The following is a 21,803-nucleotide window of genomic DNA, read 5'->3' as shown; positions in this document are numbered from 1 at the left end:
GCTGTCCCGAAACGAGGCGATTTTGACCCCCGCATTGCCGCAAGCCTCCGACATCCTGGCCGCCCTCGGCCAGGCCGTGTTCGCCTGGGAAATCGCCAGCGATGCCATTGTCTGGGGTGAGCAGGTCGGCGCCATCTTTCCCGGAATTCCCGCCGAACGGCTGGCCACCGGCGCCGAATTCGCCAGGCTGATCGAGCCCGCGCAATCGCTGCGGAGCGCCGCGCTGGCCCAGACCTCAGCCGTGCATGGCGCCGACGGCACGCCCTACCGGGTCGAGTACGGCGTGCGCATGAGCGCCGCGGATCCCGTAGTTTGGATCGAGGAGACCGGCCGCTGGTTCGCTGGCCCCGACGGCCGGCCGGTGCGTGCGATCGGCTCCGTCCGCATCAACAATGAACGCCATGCCCGGGACGAGGAACTGACGAAGCTCGCCCGGCTCGATCCGCTGACCGGCGAGCTCAATCGCTCGCATCTGATCGCCGCGCTGGCCGAAGCCATCGAGGAGACGACCCGTTTCCGCTCGACCGCGGCCTTCATGCTGGTCGGCATCGATCATCTCGCGCGTGTCAACGAAGCCTTCGGCTTCGACGTTGCCGACGCTGTGATCCTCGACGTCGCCACGCGCATTCGCGCGCGGTTGCGCGGCGGCGACGTGCTTGGCCGCTTCTCCGGCAACAAGTTCGGCCTGATCCTGAAGAACTGCACCGTCGACGACATGAACGTCGCTGCCGAGCGCTTCCTCGCCGGCATCCGCGACGAGGTGGTGCCGACCAAATCCGGCCCGGTGTCGGTCACCGCCTCGATCGGCGCGGTCAGCGTGCCGCGCTATGCCCGCAACACCGATGAAGCCGTCAATCGCGCCCACGAGACGCTGGACACCGCGAAACAACGCCGCGTCGGCTCGTTCGCAGCCTGGCGCCCGGATGCCGCGCGCGACGCCCAGCGCCGCGTCAACATCCGCGTCACCGACGAGATTGTCACCGCACTGAATGAGCGCCGTATCAAGCTCGCCTATGAGCCGGTGGTTGCTGCCCTCTCGCGCGAATGCGCCTTTCACGAATGCCTGGTGCGAATGGACCAGGGCGACGGTCAGGTGCTGCTCGCGCCAGACATCGTGCCGGTCGCGGAAAGGCTCGGCCTGATCCGCCTGGTCGATCACCGCGTGCTCGAGCTCGTGGTCGCCGAGCTCGCGGCCGCGCCCGGCATCTGCCTCAGCCTCAATATCTCGCCGGACACCACCATGGATCCGGATTGGTGGGCGGGAATCGAATCGCTCATGCGCGCCCATCCCGGCGTCGCCGAGCGGCTGATCGTCGAGATCACCGAAACCGTCGCGATTCAGGACATCGACGATGTGCGTGGCTTCGTCACCCGGCTGAAGAACTTCGGCAGTCGCATCGCCATCGACGATTTCGGCGCCGGCTACACTTCGTTCCGCAATCTGCGCAAGCTCGGCGTCGACATCGTGAAGATCGACGGGGCCTTCGTGCAGAACATCACTCGTTCCGCCGACGACCGCGCCTTTGTGCAAACCTTGATCGACCTCGCCCGCCGCCTCGACATCAAGACGGTGGCCGAATGGGTGCAGGACGAAGAAGCTGCCAACATGCTGCGCGACTGGGGTTGCGACTACATCCAGGGCCGCCTGATCGGGCTCGCCTCATCCGAGCGGCCGTGGGGCGCGCCGCCGCCGGACAGCGCGTTGCCCGCAGCAGGCTGAGACACCCTACCAAGCCCTCACGCCCCCTCATCCAGCGCCACGAGTTCGCGCTTCTTGCGCAACGCGGGTAATAGCGGCGCCATCAGCAGCACCAGCGCGAGCGTAAGACACGCTGCCGAGATCGGCCGCTGCACGAAAGTCCAGAGGTCGCCCTGCGAGAGGATCAGCGACTTGCGCAGATTGTTCTCCATCATCGGCCCCAGCACGAACGCCAGCACCAGCGGCGCGGGCTCGAAGCCGAGCTTGCGCATGAAATAACCGATGATGCCGAATGCGATCATCACGTAGACGTCGAACACGTTGTTGCTCGAGCAGTAGACGCCAAGGATCGTGAACAGGATGATCAATGGAAACAGGATGTTGTAGGGCAGCTTGAGCAGCTGCACCCACATGCCGATCAGCGGCAAATTGAGGATCAGCAGCATCACGTTGCCGATATACATGCTGGCGACGATGCCCCAGAACAGGCCGGGGTTTTGCGTGATCAGCAGCGGCCCCGGTTGCAGGCCGTGGATGACGAAGGCGCCGAGCAGCAGCGCCATCACCACGTTCGGGGGAATGCCCAGGGTCATCAGCGGAATGAACGCGCCGCCGGCCGCCGCGTTGTTGGCGGATTCGGGACCCGCTACGCCCTCGATTGCGCCATGGCCGAAGTGCTCGGGCGTTTTCGACAGCCGCTTCTCCAGCGCATAGGACGCGAACGAGGCCACCACCGCGCCGCCGCCCGGGAGAATGCCGAGCAGGAAACCGAGCAACGTGCCACGCGCCACCGGGCCAGCGCTCGCTTGCCAATCGGCCTTGTTGGGCAACAACTGCGTGATCTTGGCGTTCATGATGTCGCGCTTAATCGCCTGCTCGGTATTGAGCAGCACCTCGGCGACGCCGAACAGGCCCATCACCACGGGCACGAGTCCGATACCGTCGATCAGCTCCATGCGGCCGAACGTCAGCCGCGGCTGCGCCGTGATGCTGTCGAGGCCGATCAGTCCGAGCACGACGCCGATACATGCCATCAGGAGCGCCTTCGGCATCGATCCCTGAGTGAGGAAGGTGAGCACGATGAGGCCGAGCACCATCAGGCTGAAATATTCGGCAGGGCCGAACGCGATGGCGATGTTGGCGAGCCGCGGCGCCACCAGCATCAGCGCAACGAGCGAAAATGTGCCGGCGATGAATGAGCCGAAGGCCGAGATGCCCAGCGCAGGGCCCGCGCGGCCCTGCTTCGCCATCTGGTGTCCGTCGATGCACGTGACAACCGAAGCAGCTTCGCCGGGGATGTTGACCAGGATCGAGGTTGTCGAGCCGCCATACATCGAGCCGTAATAGATCCCCGCCATCATGATGATGCCGGATTCCGGCGTTCCCGACAGTGTCGCCGGAAGCAACAACGACATCGCCGAGATCGGCCCAATGCCTGGCAGCACGCCGACCAGCGTACCGATGAAGACGCCGATGAAGCAGTAGAGCAGGTTGATCGGCAGCAGCGCGACGCCGAACCCATGCGCGACGTTGACAAGCGTATCCATGCGATCAACCGATCCCGAACAGGCCCGAGGGTAGCTGGATCAGCAGCAGCCGCTTGAGTACCCACCACATGCCGAGCGGCACCAGCGCGGCGATTGGGATCGCCAGCGTCCAGCGCACGGGATCGATCAAGCGCAACAAAAGCAGCATGAGCGGGATCGACGACAGCAGGAATCCCAGCGGCTCGAGAGCAAAGGAGAACGCGGTGAGGCAGACGATGACGAGAAGCGGCTTGCTCCAGCTCACATTGTCCCAGCGCGAGGCCAGCGTCGGGCCGCCCTCCGCAATAGCCGAGATGATAATGCTGACCGCGAACACGCACATCAGGATGCCCGTGTAGAACAGCACGTAGCCGGAGCCGGGGTCATTGATGGTGCCGAGCTTGAGCTTCACGCCCTGCCAGATCACGAAGCCGCCCAGCGCGAGCCCGATCAAGCCGCCCCAGATTTCGGAGTTGTTGAGACGGAGTTTGACGGAGGTTTGGTCGTTCATCGATACCCTCTCGGCCGTGCTCCGGATGCTACGCAGCGCGAAGCGGCGCGCTGCAGATCCGGGACACGGAAGTGGCTCAATCCTACTTCTTCGCAAGCCCGAGCGTGTCGATCACCTTGCGCTCTGACTCCGTGACCTCAAGGACGAACTTCTTGTAGTCCTCGGTATTCTTGTAGCTCGGCACCATGTCGTATTTGGCGAGCGTGGCGATTACCGCGGGGTCCTCGACCGCCTTCTTGAAGGCATCGTGCAGCTTGGCGACGATCTTGGGATCCATGCCCTTGGGCCCTCCGATGCCGAACGGGGAATCATAGACCATGGGATAGCCGAGTTCCTTCAGCGTCGGCACGTCAGGATAGTTCGGTGATCGCGCGCCGGTCCACACCATGAGAAGCTTCAGCTTGCCGGCGTCGACCAAGGGCCGCCAACCGGTGGAGTCGGCCTGCAGCATGGTGTGCTGGCCGAGTACCGCGGCGTTGGTCTCCGCCCCGCCCTTGAACGGCACCTGTGTGAGCTTGATGCCGGACATCGCGGCGATCTGCTCCATGCCGATATGAAGCGAGGTGCCGGTACCCGGCGTCGCGTAGGTCACCTTGCCCGGATTTGCCTTTGCGAACTCGACCACGTCCTTCCAGGACTTGAACTGCGACTCCGCGCTGGTGGTTACGCCGAACGTATAGCCGGTGAGGTGAACGATATAGGTGAAGTCCTTCGCCGGATCCCACGACACCTCCTGCATCAGGGGCAGGCGGAAAACGGTGATCGGAAGCTGTGAAATGGTGTAGCCGTCCGGCCTCGCGGCCGCGGCCATGGTGGCAGGTCCAACCGTGCCGCCGCCGCCGGCCTTGTTGTCGATCACGATCGGTTGCCCCAGGACCTTGGAGGCGCTGTCGGCGATCGCGCGCATCGAGATGTCGGTCGATCCGCCGGCCGGCCATGGCACGATCAGCGTGACCGGTTTGGTGGGATAGTCCTGCGCACCGGCGGCAGTCGAGAGCAACGCGCCCACGACATGCATGGTGGCAAAGGCGATTGTCTTCAGCCTGTATCGCGACATCGAACTCCTCCCAAGCAGTGGCCACGTTCGGGCCGCCGTTTCTCATTGTTATGACGGGATTGTCCCCGAAATCATGGGAGATGAAAAGCGCATTGCGAGGGCGCGATACGGTGATCCCGCCGAAAAGCGCACGTGCGACAATTGGTCGTTTGGAGGCGTGCCGAGATACGGAATTTGCCTTCGGCTGAGCCCTTACGCGACGCGGCGGACTGCGCTCAGCGTCTCGATCATGCGTCCGACCTCCGCGGCCGGGGAGGGCTTGCCGAAATAATATCCCTGCACGGCGGTGCAGCCGCATTCGCGGACGAAGTCGAGCTGTTCGATCGTCTCCACGCCTTCTGCCGTGGTCTCGACGCCGAGCACCGAGCCGAGGCTGGCGATGGTGCGGACGATCGCCACACTCTCCGGGCTTTCGCCGAGCGTGCCGACAAAGGAGCGGTCGATCTTGATACGGTCGAACGGAAACTTGCGCAAATAGCTCAGAGAAGAATAGCCGACGCCGAAATCGTCGAGGCTGACGCGCACCCCTAACGCGCGCAGCTGGTGCAGGATCCCGATCGTCGCCTCGCTGTCGTCGAGTAGCGCCGTCTCCGTGACCTCGAGCTCGAGCCGATGCGGTGGCAAGCCGGCCTCCGCAAGCGCGCTCGTGACCATTGTCACCAGCCCGCGCGAGCGGAACTGCACCGGCGACAAATTCACCGCGATGGTGAGATCGGGCCAGGTCGCGGCGGTCGCGCAGGCCGTGCGCAGGACCCACTCTCCGATCGGAACGATCAGCCCGTTCTCTTCCGCGATGGGAATGAATTCGGCCGGCGAGACGAGGCCACGCGTGGGATGTTTCCAGCGCAGCAACGCCTCGAAGCCGGTAAGTTCGGTGGTGTCGAGCCGCACCTGCGGCTGGAACGCCAGGTGGAATTCACGGGCCTCGAGTGCGCCGCGCAGATCGCGCTCCAGCGCGTGCCGGCTGCGAGCCTCTTCTTCCATTTGGGGCTCGAACAGCCGATAAGCGCCGCGCCCCTTCGCCTTGGCCTGGTACAGCGCAAGGTCGGCGCATTTCATCAGCTCGTCGGCATCGAGCCCGTGATCGGGCGCGATTGCGATGCCGACGGAGACGCCGACATGGATCGACTGGTTCTCCAGCGGCGGCGGGTGACCGATGATCTCCACCAGGCGGCGTGCGAGCCTTTCCGCCGATTGCGGCTGCTGTCCGCGCTGGAGAACCGCGAATTCGTCGCCACCGAGCCGCGCGACGGTGTCGTGCTCGCCGACATTCTCCTTCAGCCGCGCCGCGACCCAGCGCAACAGCCGGTCGCCGGCCGCGTGGCCGAGGCGGTCGTTGACGGTCTTGAAATTGTCGAGGTCGAAGCACAGCACGGCCATCGCGCCGCCGGCGATCGCGACCTGGTTCAGCCCCTCGCCCATCTTCTCGCGGAACAGTGTGCGGTTGGGCAGGTCGGTGAGCGAATCGTGCCGCGCCATGTGCGCCACGCGGGCCTGGGCCTTGTGACGCTCGGTGACGTCCTCATAGGTGACGACCCAGCCGCCATGCTCCATTCGCTTGTGATTGAGCTTGATGATGCGGCCGTCGCCCAAATAGCGGTGCAGCGTGTGCTCACCCTCGCGCAGCCTCTCGACATAGTCGGCATAAAGCTGCGCGGCGGTGGTGTTTGGATGGATGCCGAGCTCGCAGCTGTGCTCCATGATCTCGCGCATCGACACGCCCGGCTTCACCAATTCGGGCGACAGTCCGTACATCTCGATATAGCGCCGATTGCAGACGATGACGCGCAAGCTCGAATCGAGCATGCACAGACCCTGGCTCATGTTGTTCAGGGCCGCGTCGAAGCGCCGATACTGCTCGCTCAACTCCTCGACTGCGTGCTCGCGCTCGGTGATGTCCTCGTAGGTGGCCACAAAACCACCCTCGGCCAGGGCGCAATAGCGAACCGAGATCGTGGTGTCGTTCGACATCCGCCGGCGTATCGGCGAGGTGTTGCGGTCGGCAATCCTTGCACTGGCGGCTTCCAGGAGTTGTTGCGGACTGTACTCGGACGAGAACGCGCCGTTTGCCATCGAGCGTTCGATCAGTTCGCCGAGGTGCGTGCCCGGCTTGGCTTCCTCCGGCGAGAGCCGATAGATCTTCCGGTAGGTGGTGTTGCAGACGCGCAGGCGCATGTCGCTGTCGTAGAAGGCGAGCCCGTGCGCCATGTTCTCCAGCGCCGCATCGAGCATGAAGTTCTGCTGCCGCAGCATCTCCTCGTATTGCAGCCGCTCGGTGACGTCTTCGTGCACGGTCACCCAGCCGCCGTCGGGCAGGAAACGGGAGATCGCCTGCACCATCCGTCCGTCATAGCGCATCACCAGCAGGGTTTTCGCCGTCCTGGTGCGCACGTCCTCCAGTCTGGTGCCGTGGAATTCTTCGCCCGGCATGCCCGGCAGGTTGCCGCGCAACATCCAATGTTCGATCACCGTGCAATGCGAGATGCCCGGCTTCACGATGTCAGGGTCGAGATTGTAGAGGTTCAGGAAGCGATCGTTGCAGACGACGACGCGGCTGTCGGCGTCGTACATGATCAATCCGTGCGACATGTTGGCGAGCGCGTGCTGGCTGCGCTCGGTCTGCACGCGCAGTTCCGCCTCGACCCGGGCGAGGCGGCTGACGTCGTCGCAGATCGTCATCCAGCCGCCGCCGGGGAGCGGCTTTAACTCGAGCGCCATGACGAGGCCGCTCGCGAGCGTCTGTTGAGTCCGGAACGGCTGGCCGGCGGCGATCCGCGCCATGCGCGCGGCATAGAGTACGTCGACTTCTTCCGCGGGGATGTTGCCGAGGGCCACGCTGTGGGCGAGCACGTCACGGTAGCTCGTGCCGACCCGCACTTTCTCGGCCGACATGTTGAACAGGCTGAGATAGCGCTGATTGACCAGCACGATCCGGTTGCCGGCGTCGTAGACGCAGACGCCTTGCTCCATGTGGTCGAGCGCAAGCTGGCTCAGCCCGACCAGGGCCTTCGGGCCGTGATCGCGGCGTGCATCAAGCTCGTTGTCGCGGATCGATGTCATGGGGCGGCGGGGTCTCGGCGGGCAATAGACCTAACGCAAGGTAATTCAGTCGCCGAGGCTAACGAAGAGGCGGGAAAATTCCCTTAAGCGCCGTAGTTTACGGAGGGTGACCAGGAGATGCAGGAATGCGTCGAATGCAGAGGGGAGTGCAAGGCGGCCTGCGTAATTGCGCGCTGGGCCCGCATGACATCTGGTTCAAAACACGAACTACGGCCCATACAGCACGAGTTCCGTATCCGTGAGGTCGGCGAGCTGCGGCCGGTGCGGGCCCTTGAAATATTTGCGGCCGCGACGCTCGGTGTAGATGCCGACGAGGCCGGGAACCGGGCCGTTGGAATCGACGGCGACCGCGATCTTGCCGAGCCGCAGCAGCAGCCGGCCGATGCGGCCCGCGCATTCGGTGTATTCGGCCGCGTTGCGGCAGTAGATCAGCTTCATCGCGGGCGGCGCAATGATGCCACGCCGGATGCGCACCGGTTGCAGGATGAAGGGGAACGTTCCATTTGGCGTGCGGCAGACGAGGCTGAGGCAATTGTAGCGCGCATGCCGCGTCAAGAGATCAGTCTCGGCATCGGAAAGCCCGTCGATCGTTTTGGCGTGCTGCGAGATGACCTCGATCTTGCTCCAGCGCGGGACCCGCGCCAGAGCAGGCACCGAGAAGAATATCCCCCTGCAATAGGCGCGAAAGCCCTGCGTCTCGATAATCGGCCAGGTCCACGGCGCCGGGCTGATGTTGAGATAGGTGACGTCCTTGTGCCGCTGCGCGATCTTGGTCAGGAGCGGGGCGTAGTTCCTGTAGGCCGGATCGACGTACCAGCTCGACAAATTGCACTGGATGGCGGTCTCATCGCCGTCCCTCCGCGCCGTGTAGATCAGCAGCAGCACGCCGACCGGCGTACCATCATTGTCGAGCATGTAGCCGAAGCGCGGGAAGCCGTCCGGTACCGGCCGGAAGGCTTGCCGGCGCAGGCCCTGAATCCAGTAGCCGCGCGAGCGGCCGACGAAGCCGCGCGTCAGCAAGTCCGCGACCGCATCGACGTCGGACTCGGTGATCTCGCGGCATCGGACCTTGGTATGGATCACGCTCGTCTTTCCCGTGGAAATGACCGGCCTCGTTCCGTTAGCGCCAGCCTTCGCCGTGGGCATCGGCCGCGATCTGCGGCTGCAGGCCCATGATCTCCCGCACCTTGGCGGGCCAAGCGGAAGGGTCGGTGCCGTGGGTGTGGAACATGGCGACGGCCAGGCGGTCCATGCCGAAGGCGACGCAGCCGGTATGGGCCGGCTCGCCATTGGCGTCCTGGATGTCCCAGGTCGTGCCGAAATGCTCGCGGTGATAATTGAAGCTCATGCAGGCGGTCGGCTGCTCTTCCGAGCGCAGCGGGATCAGCAGTTCGAACTTGAGCTGCTGCTGCTTCTGGCTCACGGCCTTCATCTGACCGACGCGGCCGAAGAACGGATCGCTGGCATAGTCGACGCGGAAGCTGAGACCGAGATCGGTCGCAATCGCTTGCGCGCGCACCATCCAGCGCTCGCGGAAATCAGCGACGTCATCGGGGCTGCCGATGCAGACATATTCCCGCATCCGGAACGATTGCAGCCGGTCGAGATGTTTTGACGGTTCACGGCGGAAGCAGTCGGCGGCGACGTCGAAACGCAGGCCACCCTTCGGCAACTGGCCGCGGCTCGCCGCGATCGGATAGACGGGGTAGCAGGCCGCCGGCGACAGCACGAGGTCTGCCGGCGAGAGCGAGCTGGTCCAGTCGCCGCCGGCATCAAAGCGGCTGACCGCGGCGTTGATCTCGCGCTCGGTGCCGTGCAGGCCGCAGACGCAGCCGAGCAGGTTCGGAAAGCTCTTGAGGTAGCCGGACTTCTCGAGCTGTGAACGGCTCATCACCGGTGGGAATCGCATCACCTCGGTGCCGGCTTCACGATGGCTCGTGATCAGTGCGGCGAGCCGCTCGACGATGCCCTCGTAAAGCGCGGTGCGGGCGTAGACGCCGTCCGAGCCCATGGGGTGGAACAGCTTGTCGGCGAGATGATCGAGCGGGTCCGCGATTTGCGGGGCGATCTCGGGCGAATTGGGGAGGACGGCAATGTTCATGGTTCGATGTCCTGCTATCTCAAAATTGTTCTTGTTGGTCTAGTCGTGAAGGCACGTCAGTCGTGAAGGCTCAAGGGTACGCCGCTCATCAGGGTCGACGTCGCGGCATTGGCCAGAATGCGGTCGTTGTTGATCATGATCGGCGACGACAGCACGTCGCGAAGATGGCGGCCCATGGTGAACTCACCGTCGTTGCGGTAGCCGGAAAGGCCTGCGGTGCGCATCGCATGCATCACGGTCTCGACCGCGAGCTCCGAGGCCTGCACCTTCAGAAGCGTGATCGAAGACTGGAAGTCGAGCGAGCCGAGCGCGCGTTCGTCGTGCTCGGCGCGAGCAAAGGCGTCGATATTGGCCGATATCAGCGCCCGCAGCTTGGCCAGCGACATCTTGGCGGCGGTGAAATGCGCGGCTGCCGGGGGCATCTGGCCGCCTGAGGTGCGGGCCGCCTTGCGGACGAAGGCCTGCGCACGTGTGACCGCGGCTGCAGCGATACCCGCCCAGGCCGAGGACCAGCACAGATGCGCGAACGGCGTCATGGTCTGGGCGTGGATCTTGTCGTAGGCTTCCGGAAAGACGCGGTCGGTCGGGCAGTCGACCTTCAGCTCGAAACCGGTCGAGCAGGTGCCGCGCATGCCGAGGGTTTCCCAGCCCAGCGTCCGCTTCAGCGAATAATCGTCCCTGGCGAGCGCCAGCAGCACCTGGTCGGACGCGGAAGCATCGGTGGCGCGGCGGGCGATGGTGACGAGGCCGTCGGCCTCGGCGCCGTAGGAGATCACGGTGGCGTCGCGCAGCAGCGAGACGGTGTCGCCTGCGACGTCGACGGCGGCTGCGCTGGCGCGGATGTTGCCGCCGTTCTGGCCTTCGGTGGTGGAGGAGGCGAGCAGCCACTGGTCGCGCGCGACCCGGCGCATCATGGTTTCCATCCAGGGGATGCCGTGGCCGTGCCTGACGACGCAGGCGACCTTTGTCGTGTGCATGGCGTAGATCATCGCCGTGGAGGCGCAGGCCCGTCCGAGCGTGTAGCAGACGTCGGTGACGTCGTGGATCGAGGCACCGAAGCCGCCGAACTCGGCCGGGATCATGACGCCGAGCAGCTTCTGCTCACGCGCGACATCGAAGGCCTTGTGGGGGAAGCGGGCATCGCGATCGACCCCCTCTGCGTCGGCAGCCGCCGTGGCAGCGGTTCGAGCGGCGCGTTCGACGAGGGAGGGACCCTGCTCGAGAAAGCTCGTCTGCGTCTCGTCGACAGTGAGGACTGCTTCACGCACGTTCATACTCGTCCGCCTCCGGTTTGCCGTTCAGGATCGCCGGCATCATTCGCGATGCCGCTTGAGCGATCCTTCGACCATCTTTGCTTATGAGATGAGGCTACGGATTTAATTCAAATTCGTCGATGAAATAGAGGGTAAACAAAGCCCAATTCCGAACGAACAGTTAAGTTCGGGTTGTTTGCATCGTCCGGATTCCCGCGATCGCATTAGGGATCTGTAAGAAGCCAGAAATCCAGACAATCTGAGTCATCGTTTACTAAGAAACGCGAAGTAATGGTGGTGTCCATTGCGGGATCGGCCTGCCGTGCCCATCGTAGCCGGCAACCGGTCCGACCTTTGTCGACAGATGGGAATTTACCGATGCAGGCTTTCGATACCGATTTGCGCAATCGCATCATCAAGCTGGTGAAGGGCATCCTCGCGCAGAACTCGCTCTCCGCCGAGGTCACGTCGCAGGCCAAGCTCGTTGACGTCGGCCTGACCTCGATGGACATGGTCAATCTGATGCTCGGCGTTGAAGCCGAGTTCGACTTCACGATTCCCCAGGCCGAGATCACACCGGAGAACTTCCAGTCCGTCGAGACGCTGGAGCGCATGGTCTCGGCTCAGCTGCAGTCGGCGGCCGCGGCTTAGTCAGGCGCGCTGGCGCGCGTCCTCCTGACGGCACTTCCGCCCCATCACCCGTTCCAAAACCCACATAAAACTGGCATAGCTTCTCCACGGAATCGCCAAGGCGCGAACGGGGTGGAGCAAGCATGACGCAGGCGGTATTGGGCATCATCGGCGGTTCCGGCATCTACGATCTGCCGGGGCTGGAGGATGCTCGCGAAGAGGTGATCAACAGCCCCTGGGGTGAGTCGTCGGCGCCCTTGCGGCGCGGCTCCATTGCCGGCCTGCCGATCGTGTTCCTGCCGCGCCACGACAAGGGCCACCGGCTGTCGCCCTCCGACATCAATTATCGCGCCAATATCGACGTCCTCAAGCGCGCCGGCGTCACCGACCTGATCTCGCTGTCGGCCTGTGGCTCGTTCAGGGAGGAGCTGCCGCCGGGAACCTTCGTTCTCGTCGACCAGTTCGTCGATCGCACCCACAAGCGCGAGAGCTCGTTCTTCGGCCGGGGATGCGTCGCGCATGTGTCGATGGCGCACCCGGTCTCGCCGCGGCTGCGCATCCATCTTGCCACGGCGGCCGAAGCCGAGGGCATCGCGTTTGCGCGCGGCGGCACCTATGTCTGCATGGAGGGACCGCAATTCTCGACCTATGCGGAAAGCACGACCTACAAGACGCTGGGCTATTCCGTGATCGGCATGACCAACATGCCCGAAGCGAAGCTCGCGCGTGAGGCCGAACTTTGCTACGCCACCGTTGCGATGGTGACGGATTTCGATTGCTGGCATCCCGATCACGACGCCGTCACCGTGCAGGACATCATCCGCGTTCTGAGCTCGAATGCCGACAAGGCAAAAGCGCTGGTGGCGCGGCTGGCGAAAGACTTCCCGCGCGAGCATGAGCCGTGCCCGATCGGCTCGGACCGCGCGCTCGATACCGCGCTGATCACCGCGCCCGAGGCGCGCGATCCCGAGCTCTTGAAGAAGCTCGATGCGGTGGCCGGGCGCATCCTGCGCACGTGATACGAAAGGCAGAATGCCATGAAGGTCGACGGCAAGCATTTTCGCAGCATCTGGCGTGAGCGCGACGGCTGGTCGGTCGGAGCGATCGACCAGCGCCGGCTGCCGCATGAGTTCATTGTTGCGAAGCTGACCTCATGCGAGGACGCGGCCCTCGCCATCCGCGACATGCTGGTGCGCGGTGCGCCGCTGATCGGCGCGACCGCAGCTTACGGCATGGCGCTCGCGATGCGCGAGGACGCCTCCGACGCCGGCCTGAAGCGTGCCTACGACACGCTCGTAGTGGCGCGGCCGACCGCGATCAATCTGAAATGGGCGCTGGACGAGATGCGCGCGAGCCTCGCGCCGATCGATCCGCTGGAGCGCGCCGAAGCTGCCTATGCGCGCGCCGACGAGATCGTCGAGCAGGACGTCGAGATCAACCGTGGCATCGCCGGCAACGGCCTGAAACTCATCGAGGCGATCGTCGCAAAGAAGAAGCCGGGCGAGACCGTCAATTTGCTGACCCATTGCAATGCCGGATGGCTCGCGACCGTCGACTGGGGCACGGCGACGGCGCCAATCTATCTCGCGCATGAGCGCGGCATCAAGATCCATGTCTGGGTCGACGAGACGCGTCCGCGCAACCAGGGCGCCTCGCTCACGGCCTGGGAGCTCGGCCATCACGGCGTGGCGCATACCGTGATTCCCGACAACACCGGCGGGCATCTGATGCAGCACGGCATGGTCGATCTCGCCATCGTCGGCACCGATCGCGTTGCCGCCAACGGTGACGTCTGCAACAAGATCGGTACATATTTGAAGGCTCTGGCCGCGCATGATAACGGCGTGCCGTTCTATGTCGCGCTGCCGTCGCCGACGATCGATTTCGCCGTCGATGACGGCATCCGCGACATCCCGATCGAGCAGCGCAGCGGCACGGAAGTCACCGATATGACCGGCCGCACCGCGGACGGAAGACTTGAGACGGTGCGCATCGTGCCGGAGGGCTCGCCGGTCGCGAACTATGCCTTCGACGTCACCCCGGCGCGGCTCGTCACCGGCCTCATCACTGAGCGCGGCGTATTGAAGCCCGATCGTGCTTCACTTGCCGCCGCGTTTCCGGAACGGATCGCCGCCGCGGCCGAGTAGGTCTGGTTCGGCGATAGCTCGCCACAGTCGTCATTGCGACCGCAGCGAAGCAATCCAGAATCGTTCCGCGGCGGCAGTCTGGATTGCTTCGCTGCGCTCGCAATGACGGAGAATGATGCTCTAGCTCAGCTTCAATCCCGTCGCGGCCTGGAGCTCGGCGATCGCCTGGGCGCCGCTGGTCACCTTGATCGTCGTCATGCCCATCTCGCGTGCCGGCTTCAGATTGACGCCGAGATCGTCGAGATAGACGCAATTGTTCGGATCGACCTTCAGCGTCTCGACCATCAGCTGATAAATGCGCGGGTCGGGCTTGCGCAGGCCGATCTTGGCGGACTCGATGACATGGTCGAACAGCACCATCACCTCGGCGACATAAAGTGAGCGCCCGGTCATGCTGCCGATCGCATTGGCCGGCAGATTGTTGGTAATGCAGCCGGTCTTGAATTGCGCCTTGATGCGCTTCAGCGCTTCGACCATCTCGGGGCGCAGATCGCCCTGGAGCAACGGCAGCACATCGCGGCCGCGCACCTCCGCGCCGAGCGCCAGCGACTCCGTCGCGAACAAATGATCGAACGTGTCGATATCGACCTCGGCGCGATCGAACTTGGCCCAGGCATTTTCCAGATGATTGGCGGCGTTGGTGCGCCGGATGATGTCGATGGGCAGGCCACGCTCTGTCTCGAACCGCGTGAACGCTTCGAACGGCGAACTCGTCAGCACGCCACCAAAATCAAAGATCACAGCCTCGATCGTCAAGATCCCGCCCTCGTCTGTTCCTTTCCAAGAGCGCTAGCATGCGCTATCGGCAAGGGCCAGTCCGAAGCAATCCCACCGCCGTCAACGATGCCGACACCGAAGCGTGTTCCCATGAAAAAGCTCGTAACCCTCATTACATCCGCGCTGCTGCTCGCCACGCCCGCCTATGCCATCGTTGGTGGCGGCACGCCGCAGGCCGATGGTGTCGCGCGCGCCGTCGTCACCATCGTCGGCTCCCGCGGCAATTTCTGTACCGGCACCCTGGTTGCGCCAAAGCTTGTGCTCACCGTTGCCCACTGCGTGCAGCCAGGCGCGGACTACAAGATCGTCGATCGCGGCACCGACGGGCAGCCGCAATTGCTGAACGTCCGCACCGTCGCGATCCATCCGAATTTCAACATGCAGGCAATGCAGGCGCATCGCGCTACCGCCGACTTGGCGCTGCTGCAACTGGAAATTCCACTCAAGGGAAAATCGACGGTGCCGGTCGGGACGCCGAATATACCGATCCAGGTCGGCAGCCGCTTCGTCATCGCCGGTATCGGCGTCACAGTGCGTGGCGACGGCAAGAGTGGCGGCGCGACGCGTGTTGCCGGCCTCGTCGCGACGGGGCAGCCCGGCACGCTCCAGATCCGGCTGGTCGACCCCGTAACCAACGGTGTTCGCGACGGAATTGGCGCCTGCACCGGTGATTCCGGCGGTCCCGTGTTCGAGGACAAGGCGACCGGATCCGTGCTCGTCGGCGTCATCAGTTGGTCCACGGGGCCGAACGGAGCCGCCGGCTGCGGCGGGCTGACCGGTGTCACGCCGCTCACGCTCTATCGCGACTGGATCTTGCAGACCGCGCGGAGCTGGGGTGCGGCGCTGTGATTTGACCGCGTCCTGATCTATGTCATCTTGAAGCGGAAGCGCGATGGGCAACCACGTCCGTCGCGGAGGAAACGCGCCGCCCAATCAAGGGCGGCCACAAAAACAAGCAAGGCATAGAAGCAACAATGAATGTCGCTGTTCGCAGTCACGCCACGGCCAAACAGGCTTCTGAACATTTCGACGTGCTGATCGTCGGCGCCGGTATCTCGGGCATCGGTAGCGCCTATCACATGACCAGGCAGCTTCCGGATGCGAGCTTCGTCATCCTGGAAACGCAGGCGACGTTCGGCGGCACGTGGACCACGCATCGCTATCCCGGCATCCGCTCCGACAGCGATCTCCACACCTTCGGTTATAGCTTCAAGCCCTGGGTCGGGCCGCCGATCGCGACCGCCGACGAAATCCTCGCCTATATGAACGAGGTGATCGATGAAAACGATATCGCGCGACATATCCGCTACAAGCACAAGATCAATTCCGCGAGCTGGTCGAGCGAGCAGAACCTCTGGACCATCGAGGCGGTGACGACCGACACTGGCGAGCCAAAGACCTTCACCGCGAATTTTCTCTGGATGTGCCAGGGCTATTACCGCCATTCGGAAGGCTATACGCCGGAATGGAAGGGTACGGATCGCTTCAAGGGCCGCATCGTTCATCCGCAGACCTGGCCTGATGATATCGACCTCGCGAACAAGAAGGTCGTCGTGATCGGCTCCGGCGCGACGGCGGCGACGCTGGTGCCGAACATCGCCGACAAATGCGCGCATGTCACGATGCTGCAGCGTTCGCCGACCTATTTCCGTCTCGGGCGCAACGCCATCGAGATCGCGGAGGAGCTGCGCCGGCTGCAGGTCGACGAGGCCTGGATCCACGAGATAGTCCGCCGCAAGATCCTGTTCGAGCAGGACGCCTTCACGAAACTCTGCATCTCCAAGCCCGAGCAGGTGAAGAAGGAGCTGATCGGCCAGATCAGCGCGGTGCTCGGTCCGGAGTACGATGTCGACACCCATTTTACTCCGAGCTATCGGCCGTGGCGGCAGCGCATCGCCTTCGTGCCCGATGCCGATCTGTTCAAGGGCATCGCAAGTGGCAAGGCGTCCGTCGTCACCGACGAGATCGAGTGTTTCGTCGAGAACGGCATCCAGCTCAAATCCGGCAAGCTGCTCGAAGCCGACATCATCGTCACCGCAACCGGATTCAATCTCGCGGCGCTCGGCGACATCGCCTTCGAGGTCGACGGCAAGCCGCTCGACTTCGGCGACACCGTCACCTATCGCGGCATGATGTTCACGGGCGTGCCGAACATGGTCTGGGTGTTCGGCTATTTCCGCGCCAGCTGGACGCTGCGCGTCGACCTCGTCGCCGACTTCGTCTGCCGCCTGCTCGGTCACATGAAGGCCAAAGGCAAGAAGAAGGTCGAGGTCAAGTTACGCGCCGAAGACCACAACATGCCGATCCTGCCCTGGATCGATCCGGAAAACTTCAACCCCGGCTACATGATGCGCAACATGGACCTGCTGCCCAAGCGCGGGGACAAGCCGGAATGGCAGCACAGCCAGGATTACTGGACCGAAAAGGACGAGATCCCGAAGACGGATCTGGATGGCGGGGAGTTTGTGTACGGGTGAGGAGAGGCAGGTGTCGCTACAAGCTTCTCCGTCGTCCTGGCGAAAGCCAGGACCCATTACCCCAGGGAGAAGTTGCGGCGCGAGCTTGTCATAAAGAATCGTCGCCAAACCACGTACTGTGGTAATGGGTCCTGGATCGGCGCTCCGCTTCGCTGCGCTTGTCCAGGACGACGGCGGTGGAGGCGTCAGGAATTCCTTCTTGTCGCATTCGTTGCAATCGCCGCCGCCGCAGTCCGGTTCTCGACCCCGAGCTTGGAGTAGATCTGCTCGAGATGCTTGTCGACCGTGCGCGGGCTCAAGCCCAAAATCTGCGCGATGTCGCGGTTGGTCTTGCCCTTGCTGAGCCAGGCCAGCACCTCGCCTTCGCGGGTGGTGAGGCCGAGCTCGCTGGTGAATTCGGGTGGCGGCGCGGTGCCGGACTCCCTGGACAGCCGAAGCAGAAACTCGTTCGGCGCGGTCTCGCCCATGTAGTACAGCCGGAGCTGAGGATTGTCGGGCAGGGAAGCCGCCTGAGATTTCGAGCTGCCCTTGCCCTTGGCCTGCTCCAGCCATTGCAGCAATGATACTGGCAGGACGAAGTCGTCGTCGGCCTGCGCGCCGTGGTGGTCCGTCAGCAGCTTCTGCGCCTGCGGGGTCGCCCACAACAATTTGCCCTGGCGGTTGACCGCGAACAGGAATCGGCCGGAGACGTCAAGCGCGGCGCGTGCGCTTTGCGTCAGCCGCGCATTGCCGAGATGAACGCGGATGCGCGCCAGCATCTCCTCGATCACGATCGGCTTGGTCACGTAGTCGACGCCGCCGGCCTCCAGCCCGCGCACGATGTGCTCGGTCTCGGCGAGCCCCGTCATGAATATCACCGGGACATTGGCAAGGCCCGCATCGCGCTTGAGGCGGCGGCAGGTCTCGAACCCGTCCATGCCAGGCATCACCGCGTCGAGCAGCACGATGTCAGGCGTGATCTGGTCGACGATGCGCATTGCGGCCGCGCCGTCGAGCGCCACCATTACCGTCATCCCGGCGCTGTCGAGCGCGTCGGTGAGCAGCCGCAGCGTCTCCGGGGAGTCGTCGACAACGAGCGCGACGTCGCGCTTTTTCGACTCAGTGCTCATACGCATGCAACGTCTTCAATGTGGCCATGTACTGGTCGAGATCGAAGCGGTCGATCAGCGACCGCATTTCCGCGACGAAGTCGGCATGTTCGGGGTGCTCACTGCCGATCTCGTCCAGCTTCAACTGGATAGCCTTGACGTAGCCGATCTGACCGAGCCCGATCAGCGCCTCGATGTGTCGTACAGGCGGCCGCGAGCCGCTCTCCGGCCGCCATAGCGGCACGGCGATCTCGTCCGAGCCGTATTGCCATTCGATCTTGAGAAGCTGGCGGATGCCTTCCAAAAGCCTGGGAATGTCGATCGGCTTCATCAGATAGCCGTCGTGGAAAGGCTGCGCCAGCGGTGCGCCGTGGGCCTCGAGCGCGCTGGCGGACACCATCAGGATGCGCGCCTGATGGTGGCCGTTCGCGCGCAACGTCTCTGCGACCGTCCAGCCATCCATACCAGGCATGGAGATATCGAGCAAAAACAGATCGGGCCGGCAGTGCTGGGCCAGCGCCAGGCAGCCAGGTCCGTCCGGCGCGCTGAGCAGGATGAAGCCGAGTGGTGTCAACACCTCGCGCAGGAGGTCGCGATGCACGGGATCGTCGTCGGTAATGAGGATGGTCTTGCGCGTGCCGTGATAGCCGGAGATCGGGGCCTCCACCGGCGCAATGCGCTGCGGATTGGTGACTTCCGAGAGCAGCATCTTGACCTTGAACGTGCTGCCGCTGCCGACCGTGCTCGAGACCTTGATGTCGCCGCCCATGACGCCGGCGAGCAGCCGGCTGATGGTCAGGCCCAGCCCGGTCCCGGTCTGCGGCTGCGAGACACCGAGCGCGCCGCGTTCGAAAGGTGCGAAGATGCGTTCGAGATCGTCGCCCTGGATGCCGGGGCCGGTGTCGATCACCTCGAACTCGGCGACCGGGCTGCGATAGTGCACCACGAACTGCACACTGCCGGCCTGGGTGAACTTGATCGCGTTGGACAGCAGATTGATCAGCACCTGGCGCAGCCGCTTCTCGTCGGCATAGACCACGACCGGCAAATGCGCCGGCCGCCTGAACACGAAGTCGATGCTCTTGGCCGCGGCTTGAAGGCGGAACATGCCGACGAGCTGGTCGAGGAATTCGCTCAGGCGCACCTCGTCGCGCGACAGGTACAGCCGCCCCGCCTCGATCTTGGAGATGTCCAGAATGCCGTCGATCAGGCCGGAGAGGTGATCGGCACTGCGGCGGACGACGCGGACCTGGTCGCGCGGCTTGGTGCTGAGCGTCGTGTCCTGCTCCAGGAGTTGGGCATAGCCGCTGATCGCATTGAGCGGCGAGCGCAGCTCGTGGCTCAGGCCCACCACGTAGCGGCTCTTGGCGAGGTTGGCGGATTCGGCGATTTCCTTGGCGCGCTGGAGCTCGGCGTCGGTGCGCTTGTGCGCGTCGATCTCCTGGATCAGCAGCGTGGTCTGGCGCCGGGTCTCGGCCTCAGCGGCCCGTCGGCTCTGCTGCGCCAGCACGAACAGCCAGGCCACCACGCCGATGATGATGCTGAGTGAGAAGAACACCTTCCAGAGCACGTTGGAGACGAGCATGTTCTCGCCAGGCACGCTGACCGAGGTCTGGAGGTAGATCAGCCCCAACACCAGCGCGACGAGGCCAGCCGAGACCATGAACACACCGATGTAGTGACCGAACTGCGAATTGATCCGCTGATAGATCGGCTGCGGCAAGATCCTGGCGAGCGCGTCGGCGAATTGCACCTGCGCGCGCGCATGCGGTTTGCATAGATCATGGCAGCGCGCGTCGAGCGAGCAGCATAGCGAGCAGATCGGGCCGGCATAGGCAGGACAGGAAGTCATGTCCTCCGGCTCGAAATGGTGCTCGCAGATGCAGCACTGGATCGATTCGATATTGGCCCAGCTCCTCTTCGGCTTGCGCGCGATGTAGTATTTTCCGTCGGTGAGCCAGGCGATGACGGGTGCGGTGACGAAGGCGACCGTCAGCGCGACAAAGGCCGCGAGCGCTTTCATGGTCGAGCCGAACAGGCCGTAGAATGCCGCGATCGAGACGATGGTCGCGATCGTCATCGCGCCGACGCCGACCGGATTGATGTCGTAGAGATGGGCGCGCTTGAACTCCATCTGCGGCGGGCGCAGGCCGAGCGGCTTGTTGACCACGAGATCGGACACCAGCGCGCCGACCCAGGCGATCGCGACATTGGAATAGAGCGCCAGCGTCTGCTCCAGCGCCTTGTAGACGCCGATTTCCATCAGCAGCAGCGCCACCATCACGTTGAACACCAGCCAGACGACCCGGCCGGGGTGGCTATGCGTCAGACGCGAGAAGAAGTTCGACCAGGCGATTGAGCCTGCATAGGCGTTGGTGACGTTGATCTTGAGCTGCGACAGGATCACGAACGCGCCGGTGAGTGCCAAGGCCATGTCCGGTTGCGACAGCACGTAGCGAAACGCTTCGAGATACATGTGCGCAGGCTCGGCGGCCAGCTCGCTGGAGAGACCGTGGCTCAGCGCGAAGAAGGCGAGAAACGAGCCCAATAGCAGTTTCAGCGCGCCGAAGATGATCCAGCCGGGGCCCGCGATCAGCAGGGCGGTCCACCACGACGTTCGCGAGGTGCGGCGGTCGCGCGGCAGGAACCTGAGGAAGTCGACCTGTTCGCCGATCTGGGCCACCAGCGAAAACACCACGGAGGATGCGACACCGAACAGCAGCAGATCGAAATGTCCGCTGGGGTCGCCGTGCTCGCCGGCGAATTTGCGCCATTCCGTGAACGAGTAAGGATTGGCCCAGGCGATCGCGGCAAAGGGCAGGATGTGCAGGATGATCCAGATCGGCTGCGTCCAAAGCTGGAAGCGGCTGATCAGCGTGATGCCGTAGGTGACAAGCGGGATGATCGCGACCGCGCTGATGAGGTAGCCGATCGGGCGGGGAATGCCGAAGCACATCTCAAGCGCCGTGGCCAGGATCACCGCCTCGATCGCGAAGAAGATGAAGGTGAAGGAGGCGTAGATCAGCGAGGTGACGGTCGAGCCGATATAGCCGAAGCCGGCGCCGCGGGTGAGCAGGTCAATGTCGATGCCGCATTTGGCGGCATAATAGGCAATCGGAACGCCGCAGCAGAAGATGATGGTGGAGACGACGAGGATCGCTGCGGTGGCGTTTGTGACGCCGTAGTTCAGGGTGATTGTGCCGCCGATCGCCTCCAGCGCCAGAAAGGAGATGGCGCCGAGTGCAGTGTTGGCTACGCGAGCGGCGGACCAACGGCGCGCGCTCTTGGCGGTGAAGCGCAGCGCGTAGTCTTCCAGCGTCTGGTTGGCGACCCATTGGTTGTACTGGCGCCTGACGCGATCTATTCGCTGCCGCCCTGCCACTTAAGCCCCACTCCCACTCCCGAACTTACCGGACCCCTCGCAAAACCCGTACCAAAAGCCTACGTCGTCATTTTGCGGTGCAGTATACGCGATCT

The 21,803-nt window shown here is 63.9% G+C and carries 16 protein-coding genes; 6 read left to right on the top strand and 10 right to left on the bottom strand.

All coding sequences use genetic code 11. The features are described from left to right. The first annotated feature begins 22 nt into the window (after positions 1-22). Positions 23-1,720: an EAL domain-containing protein gene (locus ABIB66_RS07075; RefSeq protein ID WP_354205942.1), complete on the top strand. Its 1,698-nt coding sequence runs from the start codon at positions 23-25 to the stop codon at positions 1,718-1,720. 17 nt (positions 1,721-1,737) lie between these two features. On the opposite strand, the gene ABIB66_RS07070 is transcribed toward ABIB66_RS07075, so the two are convergent. From ABIB66_RS07070 to ABIB66_RS07040, 7 genes are all read right to left on the bottom strand, one after another. Then, the gene (locus ABIB66_RS07070; protein ID WP_354254624.1) at positions 1,738-3,246 is read right to left on the bottom strand and encodes a tripartite tricarboxylate transporter permease; all 1,509 of its coding nucleotides are present in this window, start codon (positions 3,244-3,246) and stop codon (positions 1,738-1,740) included. Positions 3,247-3,250: 4 nt separating this feature from the next. Then, on the bottom strand, positions 3,251-3,736 hold the full coding sequence (locus tag ABIB66_RS07065) for a tripartite tricarboxylate transporter TctB family protein (protein WP_275168571.1): 486 nt from the start codon (positions 3,734-3,736) through the stop codon (positions 3,251-3,253). 82 nt (positions 3,737-3,818) lie between these two features. Further along, positions 3,819-4,793 (bottom strand): tripartite tricarboxylate transporter substrate binding protein, encoded by a 975-nt coding sequence (locus tag ABIB66_RS07060; RefSeq protein WP_275168570.1) that lies wholly within the window; start codon positions 4,791-4,793, stop codon positions 3,819-3,821. Positions 4,794-4,985: 192 nt separating this feature from the next. Next, positions 4,986-7,853 carry a PAS-domain containing protein gene (locus ABIB66_RS07055; RefSeq protein WP_354205946.1) on the bottom strand — a complete coding sequence of 956 codons (2,868 nt, stop codon included), beginning with the start codon at positions 7,851-7,853 and terminating at the stop codon, positions 4,986-4,988. Positions 7,854-8,060: 207 nt separating this feature from the next. Next, positions 8,061-8,936, bottom strand: a complete 876-nt coding sequence (locus ABIB66_RS07050; RefSeq protein ID WP_275168567.1) for an acyl-CoA acyltransferase — start codon at positions 8,934-8,936, stop codon at positions 8,061-8,063. A gap of 37 nt (positions 8,937-8,973) precedes the next feature. Next, entirely contained in the window at positions 8,974-9,954 is a 981-nt protein-coding gene (locus ABIB66_RS07045; protein ID WP_275168565.1) for an amino acid--[acyl-carrier-protein] ligase, read from the bottom strand. 56 nt (positions 9,955-10,010) lie between these two features. Continuing rightward, positions 10,011-11,228 carry an acyl-CoA dehydrogenase family protein gene (locus tag ABIB66_RS07040; RefSeq protein ID WP_275168563.1) on the bottom strand — a complete coding sequence of 406 codons (1,218 nt, stop codon included), beginning with the start codon at positions 11,226-11,228 and terminating at the stop codon, positions 10,011-10,013. A gap of 357 nt (positions 11,229-11,585) precedes the next feature. Here ABIB66_RS07040 and ABIB66_RS07035 point away from each other — a divergent pair, with 357 nt between their 5' ends. The 3 genes from ABIB66_RS07035 to mtnA all read left to right on the top strand — a co-directional run bounded on the left by ABIB66_RS07035 (position 11,586) and on the right by mtnA (position 13,984). After that, on the top strand, positions 11,586-11,858 hold the full coding sequence (locus ABIB66_RS07035; protein ID WP_275168561.1) for a phosphopantetheine-binding protein: 273 nt from the start codon (positions 11,586-11,588) through the stop codon (positions 11,856-11,858). A gap of 122 nt (positions 11,859-11,980) precedes the next feature. Then, positions 11,981-12,856 (top strand): S-methyl-5'-thioadenosine phosphorylase, encoded by an 876-nt coding sequence (locus tag ABIB66_RS07030; protein ID WP_275168560.1) that lies wholly within the window; start codon positions 11,981-11,983, stop codon positions 12,854-12,856. 18 nt (positions 12,857-12,874) lie between these two features. Then, the gene (mtnA, locus tag ABIB66_RS07025; protein WP_275168558.1) at positions 12,875-13,984 is read left to right on the top strand and encodes an S-methyl-5-thioribose-1-phosphate isomerase; all 1,110 of its coding nucleotides are present in this window, start codon (positions 12,875-12,877) and stop codon (positions 13,982-13,984) included. A gap of 120 nt (positions 13,985-14,104) precedes the next feature. Here the strand turns inward: mtnA and ABIB66_RS07020 are convergent, their stop codons facing one another. Further along, positions 14,105-14,740 carry an HAD-IA family hydrolase gene (locus ABIB66_RS07020; RefSeq protein WP_354205950.1) on the bottom strand — a complete coding sequence of 212 codons (636 nt, stop codon included), beginning with the start codon at positions 14,738-14,740 and terminating at the stop codon, positions 14,105-14,107. Between the two features lie 111 nt (positions 14,741-14,851). On the opposite strand from ABIB66_RS07020, the gene ABIB66_RS07015 reads away from it, so the two are divergent. Both ABIB66_RS07015 and ABIB66_RS07010 read left to right on the top strand, forming a co-directional pair. Then, on the top strand, positions 14,852-15,610 hold the full coding sequence (locus ABIB66_RS07015) for a S1 family peptidase (protein ID WP_275168555.1): 759 nt from the start codon (positions 14,852-14,854) through the stop codon (positions 15,608-15,610). Positions 15,611-15,735: 125 nt separating this feature from the next. Beyond that, positions 15,736-17,238, top strand: coding sequence for a flavin-containing monooxygenase (locus ABIB66_RS07010; RefSeq protein WP_275168554.1), 1,503 nt, complete (start codon positions 15,736-15,738; stop codon positions 17,236-17,238). Between the two features lie 185 nt (positions 17,239-17,423). Here the strand turns inward: ABIB66_RS07010 and ABIB66_RS07005 are convergent, their stop codons facing one another. Together ABIB66_RS07005 and ABIB66_RS07000 are read right to left on the bottom strand one after the other, a co-directional pair. Continuing rightward, entirely contained in the window at positions 17,424-18,353 is a 930-nt protein-coding gene (locus ABIB66_RS07005; RefSeq protein ID WP_275168553.1) for a response regulator, read from the bottom strand. Continuing rightward, a complete protein-coding gene (locus tag ABIB66_RS07000) occupies positions 18,337-21,708 on the bottom strand; it encodes a hybrid sensor histidine kinase/response regulator (protein WP_275168552.1) in 3,372 nt (1,123 codons plus the stop codon). Before ABIB66_RS07000 ends, ABIB66_RS07005 begins: the two co-directional genes overlap by 17 nt. Positions 21,709-21,803: the final 95 nt, after the last annotated feature.

Origin of the sequence: Bradyrhizobium sp. F1.13.3 (assembly GCF_040548265.1) — a bacterium.
Taxonomy (GTDB): domain Bacteria; phylum Pseudomonadota; class Alphaproteobacteria; order Rhizobiales; family Xanthobacteraceae; genus Bradyrhizobium.
Note: the sequence above shows the minus strand (reverse complement) of the source record. Positions and strands in the feature narration are given on the sequence as shown.

What these genes read in the sequence shown, in the direction of transcription:
- ABIB66_RS07045 (WP_275168565.1), bottom strand. Translation starts at nt 9,954, where the DNA reads ATGAACATTGCCGTCCTCCCCAATTCGCCCGAGATCGCCCCGCAAATC.
- ABIB66_RS07015 (WP_275168555.1), top strand. Translation starts at nt 14,852, where the DNA reads ATGAAAAAGCTCGTAACCCTCATTACATCCGCGCTGCTGCTCGCCACG.
- ABIB66_RS07005 (WP_275168553.1), bottom strand. Translation starts at nt 18,353, where the DNA reads ATGCGTATGAGCACTGAGTCGAAAAAGCGCGACGTCGCGCTCGTTGTC.
- ABIB66_RS07070 (WP_354254624.1), bottom strand. Translation starts at nt 3,246, where the DNA reads ATGGATACGCTTGTCAACGTCGCGCATGGGTTCGGCGTCGCGCTGCTG.
- ABIB66_RS07040 (WP_275168563.1), bottom strand. Translation starts at nt 11,228, where the DNA reads ATGAACGTGCGTGAAGCAGTCCTCACTGTCGACGAGACGCAGACGAGC.
- ABIB66_RS07055 (WP_354205946.1), bottom strand. Translation starts at nt 7,853, where the DNA reads ATGACATCGATCCGCGACAACGAGCTTGATGCACGCCGCGATCACGGC.
- mtnA (WP_275168558.1), top strand. Translation starts at nt 12,875, where the DNA reads ATGAAGGTCGACGGCAAGCATTTTCGCAGCATCTGGCGTGAGCGCGAC.
- ABIB66_RS07035 (WP_275168561.1), top strand. Translation starts at nt 11,586, where the DNA reads ATGCAGGCTTTCGATACCGATTTGCGCAATCGCATCATCAAGCTGGTG.
- ABIB66_RS07065 (WP_275168571.1), bottom strand. Translation starts at nt 3,736, where the DNA reads ATGAACGACCAAACCTCCGTCAAACTCCGTCTCAACAACTCCGAAATC.
- ABIB66_RS07060 (WP_275168570.1), bottom strand. Translation starts at nt 4,793, where the DNA reads ATGTCGCGATACAGGCTGAAGACAATCGCCTTTGCCACCATGCATGTC.
- ABIB66_RS07010 (WP_275168554.1), top strand. Translation starts at nt 15,736, where the DNA reads ATGAATGTCGCTGTTCGCAGTCACGCCACGGCCAAACAGGCTTCTGAA.
- ABIB66_RS07030 (WP_275168560.1), top strand. Translation starts at nt 11,981, where the DNA reads ATGACGCAGGCGGTATTGGGCATCATCGGCGGTTCCGGCATCTACGAT.